Source organism: Streptococcus sp. LPB0220, assembly GCF_008727815.1.
Classification (GTDB): domain Bacteria; phylum Bacillota; class Bacilli; order Lactobacillales; family Streptococcaceae; genus Streptococcus.
Genome location: NZ_CP044230.1, coordinates 1,264,884 through 1,287,040, shown reverse-complemented (window position 1 = coordinate 1,287,040; position 22,157 = coordinate 1,264,884). Strand labels below are relative to the sequence as shown.

Genomic DNA, 22,157 nt, shown 5'->3' with positions numbered 1-22,157 from the left:
ATGGAAGTTAATTTTAAAGCCTTGGATGTCTATTATTTTGGCATCCTTGAAATGAATGGAAAAAGGTATGTTTTAGATTCAAATTCGTTGACATCTAAACGTTACTATTGGGGATTTGCTCCTAAGGAGTTCAAGTTGGATATCATAGAGTTAGAGGCTTCAAATAGAAACTTTGACAAAAAGATTAAAATGGCTCCAGAAGGTAGACGTTCGATAGCGATAAGTATTAGTGTTGCACTTAGTTCAGCTCTATATAGAATAGGGGCTGGAATTTTTAGATATTATAGCATTAGTCAGAATCTCTATTTAAAAATCTTGTTATTTCTAATGTCATTTCTGATAGCTTTTGTCATTTATAGATTCATCCTCTGGAGATCTCGAAAGGAAATTGCTAGACGCCTTACACCCAATCGTCCAAAATATAAGATCGTCTTTCGAAATGTAAAGAAGCAACGACAATTTCATGCTTATGTTTTTCTTATTCCAATTTTTATTGTGTTTGGATTCTATATGAATACTCATGATGGAACTGAAGCTTGTTTTCTTTATATCAATGGCATGTTGGCTTATCTTTGTATTTGGATAGAGTCAGGTAGTATTCTATTTGAATATGCATATGAGAAAGGGCGTGTTGAATTTGAGAGACTGGAAGCAGTGGATGAGGATAAATCTGTTTAGAAAGAAAATTAAAAGGAACTTTGCATGCTAAAAAAAGCAAAAATTGAACAATTATCAAAAATCAATCTTCGTTACCGGATATTACAAATGGATGGTGAGTCTTATTTAGTCGATGCCGATCGTCCCTTTCTCATTAGCTATTTCTTTCCATGGATTTTAAGCTTCATCCCTCATCGAGCCTATCCTTTAACTAAGGAAGAAGTGCAGACTCTAGCTCCCTCGGATCTTTCTAAAGTTCTCAATAAAAAGGGTACTAGGAAGAAAGGTTTTGCTTCAGCTTTTGGTATGGGTACAACTGCCGTGCTGTTATCGAAGGCCTTTCCTGTTGAAAAATATCTTTATTTTACTTCACATGTGCTAAATTTTGGAATGTTGGCTCTAGTTTTTAGCCTTGTAATAGGGATTCGGATATGGACAAGCATTCGGAAACCAATGCCCAACATTGTAAATAGCAACCACCCTATAAAGATATACCTCGTCGCAAATGATAGAAAGCATAGATTATTATCAATGATAGCTCCAACTTTTTTTGCTGGGTTGGTTGTATTTTCATCTTGTGCAATATTTAGTAATATTGCACAAAACTTTATCCTTCATATAGCTTTGTTGGTATTTTTATCGCTGTTTGTGTTTTCTGGTAATGTGCTATTTTTTTCACCAGTGGTGGATTACAAAGTGAACATAAAATCTCTTAGAAAGGATCTGTTTAAATCGTGAAAATGACAAAGAAAAAAATGGTGCTTGCTTTACTAGTTTTGTTCTCGCTCATTGCTGGTATTTGGCTCTATATACGCTTTTCAACTGAGAGTTATTATAAACAATTTACTGATTATAGTGGAAAAGCGAAAATTGATGACTATGAGATGATTGCGGATGGTGCAGGCATTATCACTCACTGGAAATCAACCGATCCCAAGGAAGATCGGTTGATGAGGGAATATGGGTCTTATTATTATTTTGATCCTATCAGAGTCGGTTCAAAGCACATTTTGCATATGAATGTGAAATTTAGAGAAAATTTTTACTATCGTACAACTCCTCCAGAAAAGGATGAATATTGGACTGTTAGTGTCTACAAGGTTAATGGTGAACGATTGAAAGAAGAGAAAGAGCTTGATTTGTTTAAAGTTGTAGAACAATTTGATCCGGATTATATTCCTACAGAATTAGGCTCAGTATATTCATGGAATGGACGTGAGTTAGTTTCCTTACAAATTCGCAGTACCAAAGATAACTCAGTTCGAAAAATGATGTACTTGAATCTAGACACTCGTAAACTTGAAAGAAATGAGACCTTAGAGAATGATCACCAAAGAAAACCGATTCCAGATTTCAATGTACCAATTGATCGTGAGAAGAGCAGTATTGAAGAATTGAAATTTTTTAAAAATTGGTTTTCGATTGATCCCAAGGATCTCTCAAAAACGCAATTTAAGAAGTCTTCGAAGGCCTATAAACTCTTAAATCAAAAAGATACGAAAGTCATAGTAATAAAACCCCAGAATAGTGCGGATCAATATGCAAGAAGTATTGCTGTATTTGAACTCTTTATGAAGAAGGGTGTGAATCTCTATCAAGATGTCACGATTCCAGCTGAGCTATCAAGAGATGGGCAGACCCATACTACGCAGACAAAAGAAGAATTTGATCACTATTACGATCTAGAAAAGGCTCATAAGGTGTATAATGAGATTGATTGAAGTAAGAAAGACAAAGGACAAGAACGATGATCGAAGAACGAATCCAAGCTGCTAAGCAGTATGTTAAAACCTTATTTGCTGATCGAGCGGATGGCCATGATGTGGAGCATACTCTCCGCGTCTATACCAATGCTATGAGAATCGCACAAGCAGAAGGTCCATGTGATCTGGAGATAGTGGGCTTGTCGGCTCTTCTTCACGATGCTGATGATGATAAATTGTTTCAAACAGAGAATAATGCGAATGCTCGTAAGTTTCTAGAAGAGATTGCTACTCCTAAAAACCAAATCGACCAGATTTGTCGGGTAATCAATGCTGTTTCTTTCAGCAAAAATCGCGGTAAACATCCAGAAACCTTAGAAGGCAAGATTGTCCAGGATGCAGACCGCCTCGATGCGATAGGAGCTGTAGGAATTGCGCGAACTTTTTCCTATGGTGGCCACAAAGGGAGGTCCCTCACTGATACTGTCCAACATTTCTATGACAAGTTGCTCCTCTTAAAAGATGAAATGAACACGGAGACTGCAAAGCAAATAGCAGAAAGTCGCCATCAATTTTTAATCACCTTTCTAAAAGAACTAGAGAAGGAACTCTAACAAAAGAGAGTGGGACAGAAATCGGTAATTCGTTAGAATTCGATTTCGTCGTCCCACCTCCGCACAGTTGAGTAGGGCTGTAAAAGCTGATGAAATCAGCGTAGTAGAGCCCACTCAACCACTGCGTCTTACTCGACAATCCAAAAATAATTGAGAGGCTAGGACTTTTGTCCCAGCCTCTTTCTTTAATCTTGAATCATAGCTAAAAGATCCTCTCCTGTAGTGGTTGGAAGGATCCGGACTCGTTTGAGGGCGTAGAGGCCATCAGCGGAGCTGGCGAGTCCATTTTTAGTGGTGAGGCCTAGTTTGTAGTCGGCTTTCTTGGCCTGGTCGATTGTGACCTGGCTGTAGCGACCGGATGGGTAGACGATAACGCTAGTATTTTGATCCAGCACCTTATCCAGCAGGCGTTTAGAAGCAACCAGCTCATTCTTTTGGGTCTCAAGACTGGAATTGGCTAGGTCTGGATGATTGACCGTATGGCTTTCAAAGGTCAAGCCAGCACTTTTCATCTCTTTGATTTGGTCAAAGGTCAGGACATTTTCTTTTTCCTTTTGGGTAAAGTCCGTGATGATATTGTTGGTGGCCGTCATCTTGTATTTCTTAAGAAGCGGATAGACGATGGTATAGAAATCCTCGACACCATCATCAAAGGTCAGCCAGACATATTTCTTTCCTTTGGGGACTTCATTTTTAGCGAGGATGCGATAGGCTTCCTCTGGCGTCAATGTGTAGTAACCCGCATTTTTCAGGGCCTTTAGTTGGCTTTCAAAGGTTTCTGGATCGACAATCAGATTGGCATTGGCAGCTTCAGACTCGGCCATATTGTGCACGGAGTGGTACATGAGGATGGGCAGTTTGACCGGTTTTTTCACTCGGGTCCACTCGATAGAGGAACTGTGTTCATCTAGCGAGCGCGTCATGGCAGTGCCGCTGGTATTTCCATCACTCGGCTGAGTGATCCGCTTGATTAGAAGAAAGCTACAAATAAAGATACAGACCAAGAGGAGTGCATTGATTCCAAGTAGGACTTTGATTTTTTTAGGTACTCTTCGTTTACTCATAGTGTCACCGCTTTCATTATTTTCTTTATTGTACCACAAATTCTATGTTCTTTTCCAGAACTTGCTACAGGCAGATCCTGTCATGAAAATTCAGAATTTTTAAGGCAATTGGCTGTCAAACGCTCAAGTTTTTGTTATAATGGAGCTACTATAGAAAATTCAAGGAGTCAATAGGATGTCTGTTAAGATTGCCTTACTAGGATTTGGTACTGTTGCTAGTGGCGTACCATTTTTATTAAAAGAAAACCATGAAAAAATCACCCAGGCAGCTCAAGATGAAATCGAGATCGCCAAGGTCTTGGTTCGAGATGATGCGGAAAAGGAAAAATTGCAAGCTGCAGGTCATGACTACAACTTTGTGACCAATGTCGATGAGATCATTGAAGACAAGGACATTGCCATCGTGGTCGAATTGATGGGCCGTATCGAGCCAGCTAAGACTTTTATCACCCGTGCGCTAGAAGCAGGCAAACATGTGGTTTCTGCTAACAAAGACCTTCTTGCCGTTCATGGAAGCGAGTTGCTAGAGATTGCTAAAAAACACCAAGTGGCTCTTTATTATGAAGCTGCCGTAGCTGGTGGGATCCCAATCCTTCGAACTTTGGTGAATTCTTTGGCCTCAGACAAGGTGACCAAGGTTCTTGGTGTGGTCAATGGAACCTCTAACTTCATGATGACCAAAATGGTCGAAGAAGGCTGGACTTATGAGGATGCTTTAGCAGAAGCGCAACGTCTTGGTTACGCTGAAAGTGATCCAACCAACGACGTTGAAGGAATCGATGCTGCTTACAAGATGGTGATCTTGAGCCAGTTCGCTTTTGGGATGAATATCCAATTTGACCAAGTAGGTCACAAAGGAATTAGCCAGATCACTCCTCAAGATGTCTCAGTTGCTCAAAGCCTTGGCTATGTCATCAAGCTTGTCGGCTCTATCGTTGAAACAGAGTCAGGGATCGCAGCAGAAGTGACACCAACCTTCCTTCCAAAACAACATCCACTCGCAGGAGTGAATGATGTCATGAATGCGGTCTATGTGGAATCCATCGGTATTGGTGAGTCTATGTACTACGGACCAGGTGCTGGTCAAAAACCAACTGCGACAAGTGTCGTAGCCGACCTCGTCCGCATTGTCCGTCGTCTAAAAGAAGGAACGATCGGTAAAGCCTTCAATGAATACAGTCGCCCTCTTCAATTGGCTAAGCCAGAAGACGTGAAGAACAATTATTACTTCTCAATCAAAGCACCAGATGCGACTGGTCAAATCTTGCGTCTTGCGGAAATCTTTAATGCAGAAGGAGCATCCTTCAAGCAAATCCTTCAAGAAGACTCAGATGGTCACTATGCAAGTGTTGTCATCATTACTCACCAAGTTAACCAAACTCAATTCAAGAACTTGGTTGAAAAATTGGATTCAGAGGCGAATTTCGAACTCTTGAATACCTTTAAAGTCTTGGGAGAATAAGCATGAAAATTATTGTTCCAGCAACCAGTGCCAATGTAGGGCCAGGATTTGATTCTGTTGGGATTGCCGTGACTCGCTATTTGACCATTGAAGTCCTTGAACCAGCAGATGCTTGGTTTATTGAGCATGATCTTGGAGCAGGGATTCCGACAGATGAGAAAAACCTTTTGCTCTCAACAGCTCTTTCTATCTCAACTGATATGCAACCCCATCGGATCAAGATGACTAGTGAAGTGCCTTTGGCGCGTGGTCTTGGATCTTCTAGCTCGGTCATTGTCGCAGGGATTGAATTGGCCAACCAATTAGCCAACCTCCAGCTATCAGACGCTGAGAAATTACGCATCGCGACCGAGATCGAAGGTCATCCGGATAATGTAGCTCCAGCTATCTTTGGGAATATGGTCATTGCGAGCTACATCGGTGAAGATGTCCAATATGTCACGGCTGACTTCCCAAGCTGTGACCTTGTGGCCTTTGTACCGAGCTACCAATTGAAGACCAGTGATAGTCGGAATGTCCTACCGAAAGAATGGTCTTATAAGGAAGCTGTTGCAGCCAGTAGCGTAGCCAATGTCGCTATCGCAGCTCTCCTCAAGGGAGATTTGCTGACGGCTGGTCGCTCCATCGAGTCAGATCATTTCCACGAGCGCTACCGTCAATCTCTTGTCAAAGAGTTCCCTCAGGTCAAAGAAGTCGCACATGCGCATGGGGCTTATGCTACCTATCTGTCAGGAGCAGGCCCAACGATCATGAACCTCTTAGCGCCAGAGCATACAGCAGCCTTTGTCGCAGCTCTCGAAGAACTCAGGCTAGATGGTCAGATTTTCCAACTTAAAATCGACACATTTGGCGTTCGTGTTGAGAAATAAACCTCAATGTAACACAAATGAAAGAAGGATGTATACAAATGTATATGTCCTTTTTGCTTCTCCTATGGTAGAATGGGAATTGTATGGGGAAAAGCTCAAGCTTTCCCGAAAGTTTAGGGGGAAACATGAAACCAGAATATTTATATAGTATTGCTACCGATCTTGGTCTACAATTTGATGGCGAAGCCCGTGTGATGTATGGAGAGCGTGAGGGCTTCTTGTTAGTCATTGAAGGCGCTCAAACCAAGAATGTATTTACCATTTCACTCAGTGTGAAACAAGGTTCCGAAGGAGACTTGATCGAAGATAGTGAAATTCTTTGGAATGAATTAAAAGAACAATCAAAAGCCATTAATTCTATCTCTTCTGATGGTTACTTGACCTCGATCGTTGTCAAAGGTGGAATGACCAAAGGGAAGGCTGTCGAAACCTTATGGACAGCTATCCAAGATATTGTTGATTTCTTGCTCAACCACCAATTTGTGCAAGTGAATGCGGAAACGGGTGAGGAAGGACCAATCGGTCTGTATCAAATTGGAGATGCGATCTTTTTAATCGACGATGCAACCTTTAGAGCCTACCAAGCCGAAGTGCAAGATACAGTTGAGGCTTATGAAGCGCGGGAAGAGAATTTCCTTTTAGGGATTGTAGGCGCTGTGATCGGTGTGATCATCGGTGGAGCAGTTGCCCTCTTGGTAGCGCGTCTTGGCTATGTATCTGTTTTAGCAGGGGCCGCCCTCGGTTATTGTACTATCAAAGGTTATGAGATCCTTGGTAAGAAATTGACTAAAAAAGGTGTGGTAGTTTCAGCTATTTTGATGGTCTTGACGGTCTTTTTGGTCAACCAATTAGATTATACTTTGGCGCTCATGAGTGAACTGGATTTGCCATTTGATATGTCCTGGACGCTTCTCAATGAAGCGACATTCTCAGGGGACGTCCCAGATAAATTTTACTTGAATCTAGGATTGCTAGCTGTCTTCACTCTTGGTGGTGCTTGGATTTCGGTCAAATCAGCTCTGGATGGACAGAAGAATCGTGCCATCGCTCGTAAAATTGCATAGTGAATGATAAAAGGAAGGCCTGAATATTATAGGTCTTCTTTTGTTTTTTAGGGTCGAAAAATAGTCAAAAATTTGGTATAATAGTTTGTATTTTTATAGAGAGAGAACAGACAGAAAGATGAATGAAAAAATGAATCAAATTCTTGAAGGGATTGATATCCGTTTTCAAGAACCTTTAAAACATTATACCTTCACAAAGGTAGGTGGGAATGCTGAATTTTTAGCTTTTCCTCGCAACCAATACGAATTAAAACGCATCGTCCAATTTGCCAACCAAGAGCAAATCCCATGGATGGTCCTGGGCAATGCGTCCAATATCATTGTCCGAGATGGGGGCATTCCGGGATTTGTCATTATGTTTGATCGCTTGCGTGACATCAGTGTGGATGGTTATGTGATCGAAGCAGAGGCAGGAGCTAAACTCATCGACACCACCCATGTGGCCTTGCACCATAGTTTGAAAGGCTTCGAGTTTGCTAGTGGCATTCCAGGCAGTGTCGGTGGCGCAGTCTTTATGAATGCGGGAGCCTATGGAGGAGAGATCGCGCATGTCCTAGTATCCTGTAAGGTCTTGACCAAAGATGGGGAGATCGAAACTCTGTCAGCGAGTGAACTAGCTTTTGGCTACCGCCATTCTAAGATTCAAGAGACAGGTTCTATCGTCATCTCTGCCAAATTTGCTTTGTCACCTGGCAATCACGAGCAAATCAAACAGGAGATGGATCGGTTGACCCATCTTCGTCAGTTGAAACAACCCCTTGAATACCCTTCTTGTGGATCCGTCTTTAAGCGTCCTGTTGGCCATTTTGCAGGTCAATTGATCAGCGAAGCAGGTCTAAAAGGCTATCGAATCGGTGGTGTGGAAGTTTCTGAAAAGCATGCCGGCTTTATGGTCAATGTCGACAATGGAACAGCTAAGGACTACGAAGATTTGATTGCCCATGTCATTGAGGCAGTAGAAGCTCACTCAGGCGTCCGTTTAGAACCAGAAGTTCGTATTATCGGCCAAGCCTAAGAGCTTAAGTATTGAAGAACAATTAATATTGAACCATCGATAGCATCAGTCGGAGAGGGGGTGAGTGCCTATCGATACCGTAAATAGGTGGGGCAGTCTAGTAAGTCCCCGAGAGGTATTGGTGGTCTGACAGGTTTTCCTGTCAGCCGCTGCATTTTCGTTTGAAAAGCAGTTTGCTAATCGCAGTAAAGAAGGAATTTATGTGAATTGAAAAAACCAATTATTGAGTTTAAAAATGTTTCAAAGGTCTTTGAAGATAGCGGAACCGTTGTCCTAAAGGATATCAATTTTGAATTGGAAGAAGGGAAGTTCTATACCCTGCTCGGTGCATCTGGATCAGGGAAATCGACTATCCTTAATATCATTGCCGGTCTTTTGGACGCGACGACTGGAGATGTCTACCTTGATGGGGAACGGATCAATGATGTCCCTACCAACAAACGGGACGTCCACACCGTCTTTCAGTCCTATGCCCTGTTTCCACATATGACGGTCTTTGAAAATGTGGCTTTTCCCCTTCGTTTGAAAAAGGTGGATAAGGCTGAGATCGAACGTCGGGTTTCAGAAGTCTTGAAAATGGTCCAGTTAGCTGGATTTGAAAAACGTTCGATCCAAAAATTATCCGGTGGTCAACGCCAGCGGGTAGCTATTGCCCGGGCTATTATCAATGAACCACGAGTGGTCCTTTTAGATGAGCCCTTGTCTGCACTTGACTTGAAACTGCGGACAGACATGCAGTATGAGTTGCGGGAATTGCAACAACGCTTGGGGATTACCTTTGTCTTTGTTACCCATGACCAAGAAGAAGCTCTTGCCATGAGTGACTGGATCTTTGTCATGAATGAAGGAGAAATCGTCCAATCTGGTACACCGGTTGATATCTATGATGAACCGATTAACCACTTTGTAGCCACCTTTATCGGGGAGTCTAACATTCTAGATGGTCGCATGATCGAGGACTACTTGGTTGAGTTCAATGGCAAACGCTTTGAAGCGGTCGATGGGGGGATGCGTCCAAATGAACCAGTTGAAGTCGTCATTCGTCCTGAAGACTTGCAAATCACTCTTCCTGAAGAAGGCAAGCTCCAAGTGAAAGTGGACACCCAGCTCTTCCGTGGTGTTCATTACGAGATCATCGCCTATGATGATTTGGGAAATGAGTGGATGATTCACTCCACTCGTAAGGCTATCGTGGGAGAAGTTATCGGGCTAGACTTTGAACCAGAAGATATCCACGTTATGCGTCTCAACGAAACCGAAGAAGAATTCGATGCACGGATCGAAGAGTACGTTGAAGTGGAAGAGCAAGAAGCTGGTTTGATTAATGCCATTGAGGAGGAAAGAGATGAAGAAAACAACCTCTAATCTATTTATCCTCCCCTATTTCTTGTGGATTTTTCTCTTTGTCTTGGCTCCTGTAGTCATGATCATCTTTCAATCCTTTTTTAACGTTGAAGGGCAGTTTTCACTTGAAAACTACAAAGAGTTCTTCACTTCGCAAAATTTGACCTATTTAAAGATGAGCTTTAATTCGGTCCTTTATGCCGGAATCGTCACCCTGGTGACGCTCTTGATCTCCTACCCGACTGCTTACTTTTTGACGCTGCTTAAACACCGGCAGTTGTGGTTGATGTTGATCGTCTTGCCAACCTGGGTCAATCTCTTGCTCAAGGCCTATGCCTTTATTGGGATCTTTGGGCAAAACGGTTCCATCAATAGCTTTTTAAGCTTTCTCGGAGTCGCTCCCCAGCAGATCCTCTTTACCGATTTCTCCTTTATCTTTGTAGCCAGCTACATCGAGATGCCATTTATGATTTTACCGATCTTTAATGTCTTAGATGACTTAGATCCAAACTTGATCAATGCCAGCTATGATTTGGGAGCCAATCGTTGGGATACCTTCCGTCATGTGGTCTTCCCCTTGTCCATGAATGGAGTCCGCTCAGGTGTGCAGTCTGTCTTTATTCCTAGTCTGAGTCTCTTCATGTTGACACGGATGATCGGTGGAAACCGCGTCATTACCCTAGGGACTGCGATTGAACAGCACTTCCTGACAACACAAAACTGGGGAATGGGTTCTACCATCGGAGTTGTTCTGATCCTTGCCATGCTCTTTACCATGTGGGCAACTAGAGAAAGGAGAGAACGATGAAAAAAGTATCTCATTTCTATCTAGGCTTCGTCTTTCTGATCCTCTATCTTCCTATTTTCTATTTGATCTTTTATGCCTTCAATAAAGGGGGAGATATGAATGCCTTTACGGGCTTCACGCTTGAGCATTTCAATGAATTGTTCGCAGATAGTCGCCTGATGCTGATCTTATCAGAGACCTTCCTCTTGGCCTTTTTGTCAGCCTTGATTGCGACAGTGATTGGAACCTTTGGAGCCATTTATATCTACCAATCGAAGAAGAAGTTAGAAGGACCTTTGCTCTCTATCAACAACATTCTTATGGTAGCGCCAGACGTTATGATCGGGGCCAGCTTCTTGATTCTCTTTACGACGGTGAAGTACCAGCTAGGTTTCCTATCTGTTTTGGCTAGCCACGTGGCTTTCTCGATTCCCATTGTGGTCTTGATGGTCTTGCCACGACTCAAGGAAATGAACCGGGATATGGTCAATGCTGCCTATGACTTGGGAGCTACCCAAGTGCAAATGCTCAAAGAGATCATGTTGCCGTATCTGACACCAGCCATTATTGCTGGCTACTTTATGGCCTTTACCTATTCGCTTGACGACTTTGCCGTGACCTTCTTTGTAACTGGAAATGGCTTTACAACCTTGTCTGTAGAGATTTACTCACGTGCGCGTCAAGGGATCTCCCTCAGTATCAATGCCTTGTCCGCCCTTGTCTTTCTCTTTAGTGTGCTCTTGGTCATCGGTTATTACTTTATTACCCGTGAAAAGGAGGAAGCAGCATGAAAAAACTTTATTCATTCCTAACTGGGATTGTCCTTGTCATTCTGGTCCTCTGGGGAATTAGCCACCAGATCGAAGCGAGCATGAATACCAAGAATAGTGACAAGTTGGTCATCTACAACTGGGGAGATTATATCGATCCAGAATTGCTAACGGAATTCACAAAAGAGACAGGAATTCAGGTGCAATATGATACCTTTGATTCCAACGAAGCCATGTACACCAAGATCAAGCAAGGGGGAACCACCTACGATATTGCGATTCCTAGTGAATACATGATTGCCAAGATGATGGATGAGCATCTGGTTGAAAAGTTGGACCAATCTAAGATCAAAGGGATGGAAAATATTGATCCAAAACTTTTGAACCAATCGTTTGATCCGGGTAACCAATATTCAGTACCTTATTTCTGGGGTACCTTGGGGATTGTCTACAATACCAAGATGGTTAAAAATGCTCCTGAACATTGGTCAGATCTCTGGCGTGAAGAGTACAGAAATGACATCATGATGTACGATGGTGCGCGTGAGGTCATGGGAATTGGTCTCAATACCTTGGGCTATAGCCTCAATGAAAAGGATCCAAAGAAATTGCAAGAGGCAGTAGATAAACTCTACACCTTGACGCCAAATATCAAAGCTTTGGTGGCCGATGAGATGAAAGGCTATATGATCCAAAACAATGCGGCTATTGGGGTTACTTTCTCAGGAGAGGCTAGCCAAATGCTCGAAGCCAATAAGGATCTTCGCTATGTCGTTCCAACTGAAGCCAGCAACCTTTGGTTTGATAACATTGTCATTCCAAAAACCGTGAAAAATAAAGAAGCAGCATATGCCTTCATTAACTTCATGCTTCGTCCTAAAAATGCTTTGAAAAATGCTCTTTATGTCGGCTACTCAACGCCAAATAAAAAAGCCAAAGCCATGTTGCCAAAAGAAATCCAAGATGACCAATCCTTCTATCCAAGTGATGAAACACTAGACCATTTGGAAGTCTATCAACAATTAGGCAAGAAATTGCTTGGAGTTTATAACGATCTTTACCTTCAGGTCAAGATGTATCGAAAATAACACAAAAGGAACCTTCGGGTTCCTTTTTGATTGAAGATAAACTTCTCTTAGAAACTTTCCTTAAGTGAATACGGACGTTAGGTGAAATTATCCAGTGGATGATTTCAGCAATCCAGGAAGTTCCATGACTTAGTTTTGGACCCCTTCGCTTTTTAATTTTTAGGCTCAGGCTAAAACAGTTTCCCATACTGTTTTACTCCCAAAACTCCCGAGTGCTAGAACCAATGGTGTTTCTAGCACTTTTCTCACAGCGGAAAGTTTCATTATATATTTAGATACTCTACAAAAATGCAACATTTGAATTTTTAGCATCACTTAGGTGTTATTTGTAAAAAAGGATTATCTATATTCTAGCAGAACACCACAAGTTCTTTTATGATTGCCTTATAAAAGTCTCTAACTAGTGAGTTAGATTGAGATTCAAATGAAAGATGCTATAATAGTTAGGAAAGAGACTGGCTCATTCAGTACGAAAGAAATGATTGGAGAAGAAGAGATGAAGAGACGTGTAGAACTATTTTTGATCATTTTGTTACCGATACTAGGACTGGTTTTTCTTGGAGGAAAAATCATGACCCTGATCAAAAGACCCGAACAGAAGATAACGACCTCATCTCCAAAGAAAGTCGTACAAAAACCAGAAGGAGACATAAAAAAAGAACAACTGGACTACCTAAAAGAACACGAACAGAAGGTTATTGATTTAGTCAAAGCACAAAATTCAAAAGTCGAATCCGTTCAGATTGATTGGGATCAGACACAATGGAGTGATGGTGGGCTTACAACTCCCGAATATTATATGAATGTTTATGGACGTATAAATCATATTGAAGAATCGGGTTGGGGAGTAGATATCCCAATTAATGAGGACAATACATTGAATCTAGATGAGATGTATATAGGATCCGACATTAGAATAGGAGGGAGATTATTTGAGTAATTGGCATTTGAGCAGTTTTGACAATCTATATGCTTCATTAGCTGAATCAACTTATCGTGATAGGCCCAAGAACTTTTCATATGAACAATTGGATCAAATCCAGGAAGAGCGTTCAAAGCTCAAATGGGAGTATGACAATGAGATAGATGCTTTCTATAAAAATCAGAAAAAGCTGGCATCGAAAGATAAAAAAAATCAGTAAGGTTGTCCTTACTGATTTTTTAGTTGGTTCCGGATGATGCTGTATCTGCGCCACTGTCTGTTGCTGTGGAGCCTTGGTCTTGTGCGGCAGACGAACTAGATTCGGTAGCAGATGAGCTATCGGTTTCTTTTTGTGAACTTGTTTCTGTATTGCTTGAATTGGTTTGTGTATTGGTGTTAGCATCTGTATTGGTAGCGCTGGAGTCAGATCCCTTATCATGAACTACGACGACACTGGTGCTACTAGATGGTTTGTCTTCTGTTTTTTGATTGTCTTTATTGAGCAGACTCATGATGGTAAAGGAAGTGACGATAATCCCTAAGAGACTGGCAATCGTAGCTACAACCGTTTGAAATACGGACAAACCTTGTTTTACTTTCTCACCGCGAGATGGTCTTGTATCAACTTTTTCCTCAGGTTTTTGGTTTTTGTTACTTCTTGAATATTGTGACATGTTCATTCTCTTTCTATCAAAAATTGTTTTTTAACACTTTCCTATTATAAGTCATTTTCTGAAAAATGTCTAAAAAGAACTGAATTTTATAGAGTGATTTTGCCGCATCTCTCTTTATCAAATCCTTGTCCCAAGCGGTCAGAAATGATAAAATAGAAGTTACGTAAAAAGAAAGTGATGGATGCGTAGGACATGATCTATTTTGACAATTCAGCAACGACTAAACCCTATCCAGAAGCCCTTGCGACTTATACAGAAGTAGCGACTCGAATCTGGGGAAACCCTTCTAGTTTGCACAATCTAGGTAGTCAAGCTACTCGTATTTTGGAAGCTTCTCGGAAACAAATTGCGGAGCTAATTGGCAAGAAAGCTGAGGAAATTTACTTCACGTCTGGTGGGACAGAAGGAGACAACTGGATCCTCAAGGGTGTCGCCTTTGAGAAAGCTCCTTATGGCAAGCATATCATTGTCTCTGACATCGAGCATCCTGCCATCAAGGAATCGGCTGCTTGGTTAAAGACACAGGGGTTCGAAGTGGATTACGCTCCAGTGGATGCGCGTGGCTTTGTCAAGGTGGATGCCTTGGCTAACCTTCTCCGTCCGGATACGACCTTGGTCTCTGTCATGGCCGTCAACAATGAGATTGGTTCTATCCAGCCCATCCATGACATCGCGGCTCTTCTGGAAGATCGGCCAACGGTTAGTTTCCATGTCGATGCGGTTCAAGCTTTGGCAAAGGTAGCAACAGAAGTTTATCTACCAGAGCGTGTGGACTTTGCGACCTTCTCTAGTCACAAATTCCATGGGCTTCGCGGAGTCGGCTTTGTCTACATCAAAGAAGGCAAAAAGATCACCCCTCTCTTAACAGGTGGGGGCCAAGAAAAAGAAATGCGCTCGACAACTGAGAATGTGGCAGGCATCGCAGCAACAGCAAAAGCCCTACGCTTAGCCATGGAAAACCAAGAAGCTTTTGCCAGCAAGACCCAGCAGATGAAAGAAGTCATCCGCAAAGAATTGGCCAACTATCCAGATGTCACCATCTTTTCTGGTGAGGATCACTTTGCGCCTCACATCTTGACTTTCGGGATCAAAGGAGTTCGTGGAGAAGTAGTGGTCCATGCCTTTGAAGAGTTTGATATTTACATCTCGACCACCAGTGCCTGCTCGTCCAAAGCTGGTAAGCCAGCTGGAACCTTGATTGCCATGGGAGTGGACAAGAGCATTGCACAGACAGCTGTTCGCTTGAGCCTCGATCTTGAAAATGACATGAGCCAAGTCGAGCAATTCTTGACTAAGTTCAAACTGATTTACGAGCAAACACGAAAAGTACGTTAATTTTAGAAGGAAATCAACATGACCTTAACCTATTCAGAAATTATGATTCGCTATGGAGAGCTTTCTACTAAAGGAAAGAACCGTATGCGTTTCATCAATAAACTTCGCAATAATATCCAAGATGTTTTATCTATCTATCCAGCTGTCAAAGTGACAGCCGACCGCGATCGGGCGCATGCTTATCTGCATGGGACGGATTATGAGCCAGTAGCAGAATCCCTCAAGCAGGTTTTTGGAATTCAAAATTTTTCACCCGTTTACAAGATTGAAAAATCTGTTCCGGCCTTAAAAGCGGCAGTACAAGAGATCATGAAGGAGATTTACAAGGACGGCTTGACCTTTAAAATCTCAAGTAAGCGCAGTGACCATACCTTTGAACTCGATAGTCGCGAGCTCAACCAAACCTTGGGAGGTGCTGTCTTTGAAGCGATCCCAACCATCCAAGCTCAGATGAAAAAACCAGATATCAACTTGCAAGTTGAAATTCGAGAAGAAGCAGCCTATATCTTTTATGAAACCATTAAAGGAGCAGGAGGCCTTCCTGTTGGTACGTCTGGCAAGGGAATGCTCATGCTTTCTGGTGGGATCGACTCTCCAGTAGCTGGTTACCTAGCCTTGAAGCGTGGAGTGGATATCGAGGCAGTCCACTTTGCTAGCCCACCTTATACCAGCCCAGGTGCCTTGAAAAAGGCCCATGATTTAACACGGAAGTTGACTAAGTTTGGCGGCAATATCCAATTTATCGAGGTTCCCTTCACAGAGATCCAAGAGGAAATCAAGGCTAAAGCGCCAGAAGCTTACCTCATGACTTTGACCCGTCGCTTTATGATGCGCATTACAGACCGTATTCGCGAGGTTCGCGGTGGTTTGGTGATTATCAATGGTGAAAGCTTGGGACAAGTGGCTAGCCAAACCTTAGAGAGTATGCAGGCCATCAATGCGGTAACCAATACGCCGGTTATCCGTCCGGTGGTGACCATGGACAAATTGGAAATCATCGATATTGCTCAAGCCATTGATACCTTTGAAATTTCTATCCAGCCATTCGAAGATTGTTGTACCATCTTTGCACCAGATCGTCCAAAGACCAATCCGAAACTCAAAAATGCAGAGCAGTATGAGCAACGGATGGATGTAGAAGCTTTGGTTGAGCGTGCGGTAGCAGGCATCATCGTAACCGAGATCACACCAAAAGCAGAAAAAGATGAGGTCGATGACCTGATCGAGGATTTGCTATAGGAGAGACTGGGAGTATCCAGCCTCTTTTTCTAACCAACTTAAAGGAGACAAGATGAAAAAAATTATCGTATTAATGACGAGCTTGATTCTATTAACAGGCTGTGTCAAAGTATCGTTTACTGGCCCGAAAAAAGAAGAGAAGACTAGCCAGTCAACCAGCAGTAAAAAAGAACCGCTCACATTTGTCAGAGCCGATCAGTATAAAGACCAGGACAACGAAGTCTTGGAAGCATCTGAGAAATTTATTAAGGAACATCCAACGCTTGGAGAAGCTGGAAAATTATTTGTCTTTTTCCCAGGCTATACCTTTGGAAATGAGGAAAATCGCTTCGCCTTGTTCTTTATCGTGAATCGTACCACCACAACCATCGATCGTGATGGATCCTTTGTTCTGAATTTGGAATATGATGGGGAGCCACTATTCAAAGATGTCACAGTTGACTATGAAGTGAGCGAATCTGGTGTATTGAAACCCAATACGGCTGCAGCGATTCCTATCAAAATCACTAAGGAACAAGAAGAAAAAATGAAGGGTATGAACGATTCGTCTAAAGCTAAAATGAGCTTCAATGACTTTAAATTTAAAGATAAGTAGAAGAAGTCGGTCTTACAAGCGATCTTAACATAAAAGATATAAAATCATCCATTTTATAAAAGAAATTCGTTTTCAAAGCGCAAAAATACTTGTCTTTGTCTGATAGAAGTGATATACTAAGAGAGTTGACTATGCACATGCCTGTGCAACCGCTCGAACATCGTCGCTCATTTCCATGAGAGTAAGTGGTTCGTCCCACGATGCTAGGCGAGTCTTCACAAAAATACGGGGAAACCCAAAAATACATAGGAGGTGCATAATGAGCACATACGCAATCATTAAAACTGGCGGAAAACAAGTTAAAGTTGAAGTTGGTCAAGCAGTCTACGTTGAAAAATTGAACGTTGAAGCTGGTCAAGAAGTTACATTTAACGAAGTTGTTCTTGTTGGTGGTGAAAACACTGTTGTCGGAACTCCACTTGTTTCAGGAGCTACTGTTGTTGGAACTGTTGAAAAACAAGGAAAACAAAAGAAAGTTGTTACTTACAAGTACAAACCTAAAAAAGGTAGCCACCGTAAACAAGGTCACCGTCAACCTTACACTAAAGTTGTCATCAACGCTATCAACGCTTAATTTTTAGGAGAACACATGATACAAGCAGTCTTTGAACGAGCCGAAGATGGCGAGCTGAGGAGTGCAGAAATCACTGGGCACGCTGGAAGCGGTGAATACGGCTTTGATGTCGTGTGTGCATCGGTTTCGACTCTAGCCATTAACTTTGTCAACTCTGTTGAGAAATTTGCAGGCTACGAACCGGATCTAGAATTAAACGAAGAAGAAGGTGGCTTCCTGCGGGTGACGATCCCGACAGATATTCCACCTCATCAAAGAGAAATGACCCAACTATTCTTTGAATCATTTTTCTTAGGGATGGCAAACTTATCGGAGAACTCATCGGAGTTCGTCCAAACAAGAGTTATCACAGAAAACTAACATGGAGGAAAACAATTATGTTGAAATTGAATCTTGCTAACTTGCAACTTTTCGCCCACAAAAAAGGTGGAGGTTCTACATCAAACGGACGTGATTCACAAGCAAAACGTCTTGGAGCTAAAGCAGCTGATGGACAAACTGTAACAGGTGGATCTATCCTTTACCGTCAACGCGGTACTCACATCTACCCAGGTGTGAACGTTGGACGTGGTGGAGACGATACTTTGTTCGCAAAAGTTGAAGGCGTAGTACGCTTCGAACGTAAAGGGCGCGATAAAAAACAAGTTTCTGTTTACCCAATCGCAAAATAAAAAGGTTTCCTTAACCTTTTTATCCCGATCCTTGATCCAAAGGTGAGGAAGCTAGAAATAGCATAAATCAAAGCTTTCCGGATTGACGGAAGGCTTTTTTTCTTTTATTTATTTAAAAATATCTTGTTTACTCTTGTTAATATAATGTTTGAATTTGTGTTTTTTGAAAAATGTAGTATAATAGAGACAAATATAGTAGGAATGGAAGTAGTACCATGAAAGATAGCAGACATGTTGAAATTCTTCAGGAACTGGATCGAAAAAGTGTGGTATCGGTCAAAGAGCTTAAGGAACTCTTTGGGGTGACAGACATGACCATTCGTCGCGATCTGATCGATCTTGAAAAACAAGGTCTTTTAGTTCGTGTACATGGTGGGGCCCACAAAAAAGTCAAAGATAGTTTATTAGAAGCTTCTCACAGTGAGAAAAATCTGATCAATATTGATGAGAAGCGATCCATTGCCAAAAAATGTGCAGACTTGATCGAAAATGGGGATACCGTCTTTATTGGCTCAGGTACAACAACAGACTTTATCGGGGATTATTTGGAAGGGAAAGAAATTAGCATCGTCACCAACTCCCTGCCTATTTTTGAGAAGCTCAAGGATTTCCCGAATTATGACTTGATCTTAGTTGGTGGTCGCTACCGGGTAAAGACACAAACCTTTGTCGGTCAATTTGCCAATAAACTCTTGAAAGAAATCAAGGTTTCTAAGGCCTTTATCGGGGTCAATGGAATCGATGGCCATAGTGTCTCCACAGCTAATGAAGAAGAAGGAAATGGCAATGCCATTATTCTGAACAATGCGATAGAAAAATATGTGGTAGCTGATAACAGCAAGTTTGATAGTTATTCTTTCTATAGTTTCTATCGAGTGGAAGACCTGAATGCCATTATTACTGATGATAGTATTCCAAAGAAGATCAAAGACAAATATGCCTTGTATACGAAAATCATATAAAATGAGAGGCTGGGACAAAAGTCCTAGCCTCTCAATTGTCTTTGGATTGTCGAGCAAGACGCAGTGGTTGAGTGGGCTCTACTACGCTGATTTTATCAGCTTTTACAGCCCTACTCAACTGTGCGGAGGTGGGACGACGAAATCGAATTCTAACGAATTACCGATTTCTGTCCCACTCTCTTTTTACTGATTTAATGATGTTGGAAAATGACGGATAGAAAGCGCTTTAGAGTAATATATAAACAAAAATAAACAAATCTAGACAAAAAAAGATTGACAATCAATCAATATAGTGATATACTGAAGCTATAAATAAATAGTTAGATAAGGAGGTGGCAACAATGGGATTAAATCAACTCTTTAACAAAGATCTTGTGTTTTGCCTACATGCCAAGGATCAAACAGATCTCTTTGAGCAGGTAGCAAGCTTATTGGAAGAGCGACAGATTGTGACACCAACCTATCGTTCCGCTTTGATTGAGCGTGAAAAGTCTTTCCCGACTGGATTAGACATGGAATTTCTTGGTAAGGACTTACCAAATGTGGCGATCCCGCACACAGACATTGTCCATAATCTCACTGAGAATGTGGTTGTGGTTCGTTTGGATCAACCCGTAACTTTCCATAATATGATTGCTCCAGATAAGGAAGTTCAAGTTTCACTCTTATTTTTTATTATCAATAATACGAGCTCAAGCCAAACCAATATTTTGGCCCAACTGATGGATTTCTTTACATCCAATGGAAATCTCGAAGCTCTATCAAAATTAGATAGTGAAGATAAGCTTTATCAATACATTACGGAAACTATTTCCTAAAACATTCGTAAATATTTATAATGGAGGACATCCAAATGATTAAAATTTTAGCTGCCTGTGGTGCAGGTGTTAACTCTAGCCACCAAATTAAGAATGCGTTGGAAGAAGAGTTGTCAAACCGTGGTTATGATGTGCGTTGTGACGCTGTCATGGTCAAAGACGTCAATGAAGATTTGATTTCTGGTTATGACATCTTTACTCCAATTGCTGCAACTGATTTGGGATTCGATCCTGGTATTCCAGTGGTAGAAGCAGGACCAATCTTGTTCCGTATTCCAGCGATGAGTGCGCCAGTCTTTGATAACATCGAAGCTGCCATTAAAGAACATGGATTAAGTTAATATTTTTTTAAACGTGATTGTAAGCGTTATCCAATTATAAAATTGGGAACACTTTCTGCTGTAAATTACAAAAAAATTCATAAATCGGGAGGATTTATTATGAATGGCATTATTGATTTTGCCAATAAATTTTTCAAACCCATCCTAGACATGGGTGCTCCGATCATCATGTTGATCGTCTTGACTTTATTGGCTCTCTTATTTGGAGTGAAATTCTCTAAAGCCCTTGAAGGTGGTATTAAACTTGCCATCGCCCTTACTGGTATCGGTGCTATCATCGGTATGTTGAATGGAGCTTTCTCAGCATCTCTTGCAAAATTCGTTGAGAATACTGGTATTCAATTGAATATCACAGACGTTGGTTGGGCGCCTCTTGCGACCATTACTCGGGGGTCTGCCTGGACACTTTACTTCTTGTTGATTATGTTGATCGTCAACGTTATCATGCTTGCGATCAAGAAAACTGATACACTTGACGTCGATATCTTCGATATCTGGCACTTGTCTATCACTGGTCTTTTGATCAAATGGTATGCTGACAACAACGGTGTCAGCCAAGGAGTTTCACTTTTCGTTGCAACTCTTGCCGTTGTCCTTGTAGGGGTTATGAAAATCATCAACTCAGACTTGATGAAACCAACATTTGATGATTTGTTGAATGCACCAAGTTCATCACCTATGACATCTACTCACATGAACTACATGATGAACCCAATCATCATGGTCTTGGATAAAATCTTTGACAAATTCTTCCCAGGTCTTGATAAATACGACTTCGACGCTGCTAAATTGAACAAGAAGATCGGTTTCTGGGGATCTAAATTCTTTATCGGTTTCCTTCTTGGTATCGTCATCGGTATCATGGGTACTCCACATCCAGTTGCTGGTGTGCAAGATGCTGACAAATGGGAATTGGTTATTAAAGGTTGGTTGAGCCTTGGTTTGACTGCCGGTGTCTGCTTGGAATTGTTCTCATTGATCGGTTCTTGGTTCATCGCAGCAGTAGAACCATTGTCACAAGGTATTACAAACGTTGCTACTAAACGTCTTCAAGGACGTAAATTCAACATCGGTTTGGACTGGCCATTTATCGCTGGTCGTGCTGAAATCTGGGCTTGTGCCAACGTACTTGCACCAATCATGTTGATCGAAGCAGTGCTTCTTTCTAAAGTCGGAAATGGTATCTTGCCACTTGCAGGGATCATCGCTATGGGTGTAACTCCAGCCTTGTTGGTTGTAACACGCGGTAAATTGATCCGTATGATCATCTTCGGAAGCCTTCTTTTGCCACTCTTCCTTCTTTCAGGTACATTGATTGCACCATTTGCAACTCAATTGGCTAAGAGTGTTGATGCCTTCCCTAAAGGGGTAGCTTCTACTCAATTGATCACTCACTCAACTCTTGAAGGACCAGTTGAAAAATTGCTCGGTTGGACAATCGGTAACGCAACAACTGGTGATATCAAAGCTATCCTTGGTGTAGTTGTCTTCTTGGCATTCTATATCGGAATCTTCGCTTGGTACAGAAAACAAATGATCAAACGTAACGAAGAATATGCTGCAAATGCAAAATAATCGTTCCATGTAGT

At 41.7% G+C, this 22,157-nt stretch carries 26 protein-coding genes and 1 other annotated feature; of the genes, 24 read left to right on the top strand and 2 right to left on the bottom strand.

The window, feature by feature from the left end; translation table 11 throughout:
- The 4 genes from LPB220_RS06790 to LPB220_RS06775 are packed head-to-tail and all read left to right on the top strand — an operon-like array spanning position 1 to position 2,974.
- Complete coding sequence (locus LPB220_RS06790) at positions 1 to 678, top strand: DUF443 family protein (protein WP_150906278.1); 678 nt, start codon at positions 1 to 3, stop codon at positions 676 to 678.
- 24 nt (positions 679 to 702) lie between these two features.
- Entirely contained in the window at positions 703 to 1,395 is a 693-nt protein-coding gene (locus LPB220_RS06785) for a DUF443 family protein (RefSeq protein ID WP_150906277.1), read from the top strand.
- A gap of 2 nt (positions 1,396 to 1,397) precedes the next feature.
- Positions 1,398 to 2,378, top strand: a complete 981-nt coding sequence (locus LPB220_RS06780) for a hypothetical protein (protein ID WP_225305937.1) — start codon at positions 1,398 to 1,400, stop codon at positions 2,376 to 2,378.
- A gap of 26 nt (positions 2,379 to 2,404) precedes the next feature.
- Positions 2,405 to 2,974, top strand: coding sequence for an HD domain-containing protein (locus tag LPB220_RS06775; protein ID WP_024055108.1), 570 nt, complete (start codon positions 2,405 to 2,407; stop codon positions 2,972 to 2,974).
- A 185-nt stretch (positions 2,975 to 3,159) separates the two neighbouring features.
- Here the strand turns inward: LPB220_RS06775 and LPB220_RS06765 are convergent, their stop codons facing one another.
- Positions 3,160 to 4,038: a polysaccharide deacetylase family protein gene (locus LPB220_RS06765; RefSeq protein WP_225305901.1), complete on the bottom strand. Its 879-nt coding sequence runs from the start codon at positions 4,036 to 4,038 to the stop codon at positions 3,160 to 3,162.
- A gap of 175 nt (positions 4,039 to 4,213) precedes the next feature.
- On the opposite strand from LPB220_RS06765, the gene LPB220_RS06760 reads away from it, so the two are divergent.
- The 10 genes from LPB220_RS06760 (at position 4,214) to LPB220_RS10780 (ending at position 13,579) form a co-directional block, all read left to right on the top strand.
- Positions 4,214 to 5,500: a homoserine dehydrogenase gene (locus LPB220_RS06760; protein ID WP_023918393.1), complete on the top strand. Its 1,287-nt coding sequence runs from the start codon at positions 4,214 to 4,216 to the stop codon at positions 5,498 to 5,500.
- A gap of 2 nt (positions 5,501 to 5,502) precedes the next feature.
- Complete coding sequence (gene thrB, locus LPB220_RS06755) at positions 5,503 to 6,369, top strand: homoserine kinase (protein ID WP_023918391.1); 867 nt, start codon at positions 5,503 to 5,505, stop codon at positions 6,367 to 6,369.
- Positions 6,370 to 6,452: 83 nt separating this feature from the next.
- Positions 6,453 to 7,433, top strand: a complete 981-nt coding sequence (locus LPB220_RS06750; protein ID WP_037599343.1) for a hypothetical protein — start codon at positions 6,453 to 6,455, stop codon at positions 7,431 to 7,433.
- A gap of 118 nt (positions 7,434 to 7,551) precedes the next feature.
- Positions 7,552 to 8,448 carry a UDP-N-acetylmuramate dehydrogenase gene (gene murB, locus LPB220_RS06745; protein ID WP_070662162.1) on the top strand — a complete coding sequence of 299 codons (897 nt, stop codon included), beginning with the start codon at positions 7,552 to 7,554 and terminating at the stop codon, positions 8,446 to 8,448.
- 207 nt (positions 8,449 to 8,655) lie between these two features.
- A complete protein-coding gene (locus tag LPB220_RS06740) occupies positions 8,656 to 9,813 on the top strand; it encodes an ABC transporter ATP-binding protein (protein WP_003002881.1) in 1,158 nt (385 codons plus the stop codon).
- Positions 9,794 to 10,600: an ABC transporter permease gene (locus LPB220_RS06735; RefSeq protein ID WP_150906275.1), complete on the top strand. Its 807-nt coding sequence runs from the start codon at positions 9,794 to 9,796 to the stop codon at positions 10,598 to 10,600. Before LPB220_RS06740 ends, LPB220_RS06735 begins: the two co-directional genes overlap by 20 nt.
- Complete coding sequence (locus tag LPB220_RS06730; protein WP_003002847.1) at positions 10,597 to 11,370, top strand: ABC transporter permease; 774 nt, start codon at positions 10,597 to 10,599, stop codon at positions 11,368 to 11,370. Before LPB220_RS06735 ends, LPB220_RS06730 begins: the two co-directional genes overlap by 4 nt.
- The gene (locus LPB220_RS06725; protein ID WP_049485474.1) at positions 11,367 to 12,437 is read left to right on the top strand and encodes an ABC transporter substrate-binding protein; all 1,071 of its coding nucleotides are present in this window, start codon (positions 11,367 to 11,369) and stop codon (positions 12,435 to 12,437) included. Before LPB220_RS06730 ends, LPB220_RS06725 begins: the two co-directional genes overlap by 4 nt.
- 496 nt (positions 12,438 to 12,933) lie before the next feature.
- Positions 12,934 to 13,377: a hypothetical protein gene (locus tag LPB220_RS06720; protein WP_150906817.1), complete on the top strand. Its 444-nt coding sequence runs from the start codon at positions 12,934 to 12,936 to the stop codon at positions 13,375 to 13,377.
- Positions 13,370 to 13,579 (top strand): hypothetical protein, encoded by a 210-nt coding sequence (locus LPB220_RS10780; RefSeq protein WP_191904637.1) that lies wholly within the window; start codon positions 13,370 to 13,372, stop codon positions 13,577 to 13,579. The genes LPB220_RS06720 and LPB220_RS10780 overlap by 8 nt, the downstream gene beginning before the upstream one ends.
- Before the next feature lie 19 nt (positions 13,580 to 13,598).
- Here LPB220_RS10780 and LPB220_RS06710 read toward each other — a convergent pair whose 3' ends face one another.
- Complete coding sequence (locus tag LPB220_RS06710; protein ID WP_049498239.1) at positions 13,599 to 14,033, bottom strand: DUF6556 family protein; 435 nt, start codon at positions 14,031 to 14,033, stop codon at positions 13,599 to 13,601.
- Between the two features lie 192 nt (positions 14,034 to 14,225).
- On the opposite strand from LPB220_RS06710, the gene LPB220_RS06705 reads away from it, so the two are divergent.
- The 10 genes from LPB220_RS06705 (at position 14,226) to LPB220_RS06655 (ending at position 22,143) form a co-directional block, all read left to right on the top strand.
- Positions 14,226 to 15,368, top strand: a complete 1,143-nt coding sequence (locus tag LPB220_RS06705; protein WP_150906274.1) for a cysteine desulfurase family protein — start codon at positions 14,226 to 14,228, stop codon at positions 15,366 to 15,368.
- An 18-nt stretch (positions 15,369 to 15,386) separates the two neighbouring features.
- Positions 15,387 to 16,607: a tRNA uracil 4-sulfurtransferase ThiI gene (gene thiI / locus LPB220_RS06700; protein ID WP_150906273.1), complete on the top strand. Its 1,221-nt coding sequence runs from the start codon at positions 15,387 to 15,389 to the stop codon at positions 16,605 to 16,607.
- Between the two features lie 52 nt (positions 16,608 to 16,659).
- The gene (locus tag LPB220_RS06695) at positions 16,660 to 17,202 is read left to right on the top strand and encodes a hypothetical protein (protein ID WP_049485467.1); all 543 of its coding nucleotides are present in this window, start codon (positions 16,660 to 16,662) and stop codon (positions 17,200 to 17,202) included.
- 137 nt (positions 17,203 to 17,339) lie between these two features.
- Positions 17,340 to 17,427 (top strand) — a sequence feature (ribosomal protein L21 leader region).
- A gap of 34 nt (positions 17,428 to 17,461) precedes the next feature.
- Positions 17,462 to 17,776 (top strand): 50S ribosomal protein L21, encoded by a 315-nt coding sequence (gene rplU / locus LPB220_RS06690; RefSeq protein WP_003007734.1) that lies wholly within the window; start codon positions 17,462 to 17,464, stop codon positions 17,774 to 17,776.
- A 15-nt stretch (positions 17,777 to 17,791) separates the two neighbouring features.
- Positions 17,792 to 18,136: a ribosomal-processing cysteine protease Prp gene (locus LPB220_RS06685; protein WP_003002581.1), complete on the top strand. Its 345-nt coding sequence runs from the start codon at positions 17,792 to 17,794 to the stop codon at positions 18,134 to 18,136.
- Between the two features lie 17 nt (positions 18,137 to 18,153).
- On the top strand, positions 18,154 to 18,447 hold the full coding sequence (gene rpmA, locus LPB220_RS06680) for a 50S ribosomal protein L27 (protein ID WP_003002805.1): 294 nt from the start codon (positions 18,154 to 18,156) through the stop codon (positions 18,445 to 18,447).
- Between the two features lie 215 nt (positions 18,448 to 18,662).
- Positions 18,663 to 19,409 carry a DeoR/GlpR family DNA-binding transcription regulator gene (locus LPB220_RS06675; RefSeq protein ID WP_003007732.1) on the top strand — a complete coding sequence of 249 codons (747 nt, stop codon included), beginning with the start codon at positions 18,663 to 18,665 and terminating at the stop codon, positions 19,407 to 19,409.
- A gap of 341 nt (positions 19,410 to 19,750) precedes the next feature.
- On the top strand, positions 19,751 to 20,227 hold the full coding sequence (locus LPB220_RS06665) for a PTS sugar transporter subunit IIA (protein WP_023918370.1): 477 nt from the start codon (positions 19,751 to 19,753) through the stop codon (positions 20,225 to 20,227).
- A gap of 35 nt (positions 20,228 to 20,262) precedes the next feature.
- Positions 20,263 to 20,568: a PTS sugar transporter subunit IIB gene (locus tag LPB220_RS06660; RefSeq protein WP_003002828.1), complete on the top strand. Its 306-nt coding sequence runs from the start codon at positions 20,263 to 20,265 to the stop codon at positions 20,566 to 20,568.
- 99 nt (positions 20,569 to 20,667) lie between these two features.
- A complete protein-coding gene (locus tag LPB220_RS06655) occupies positions 20,668 to 22,143 on the top strand; it encodes a PTS transporter subunit IIC (protein ID WP_150906272.1) in 1,476 nt (491 codons plus the stop codon).
- Positions 22,144 to 22,157: the final 14 nt, after the last annotated feature.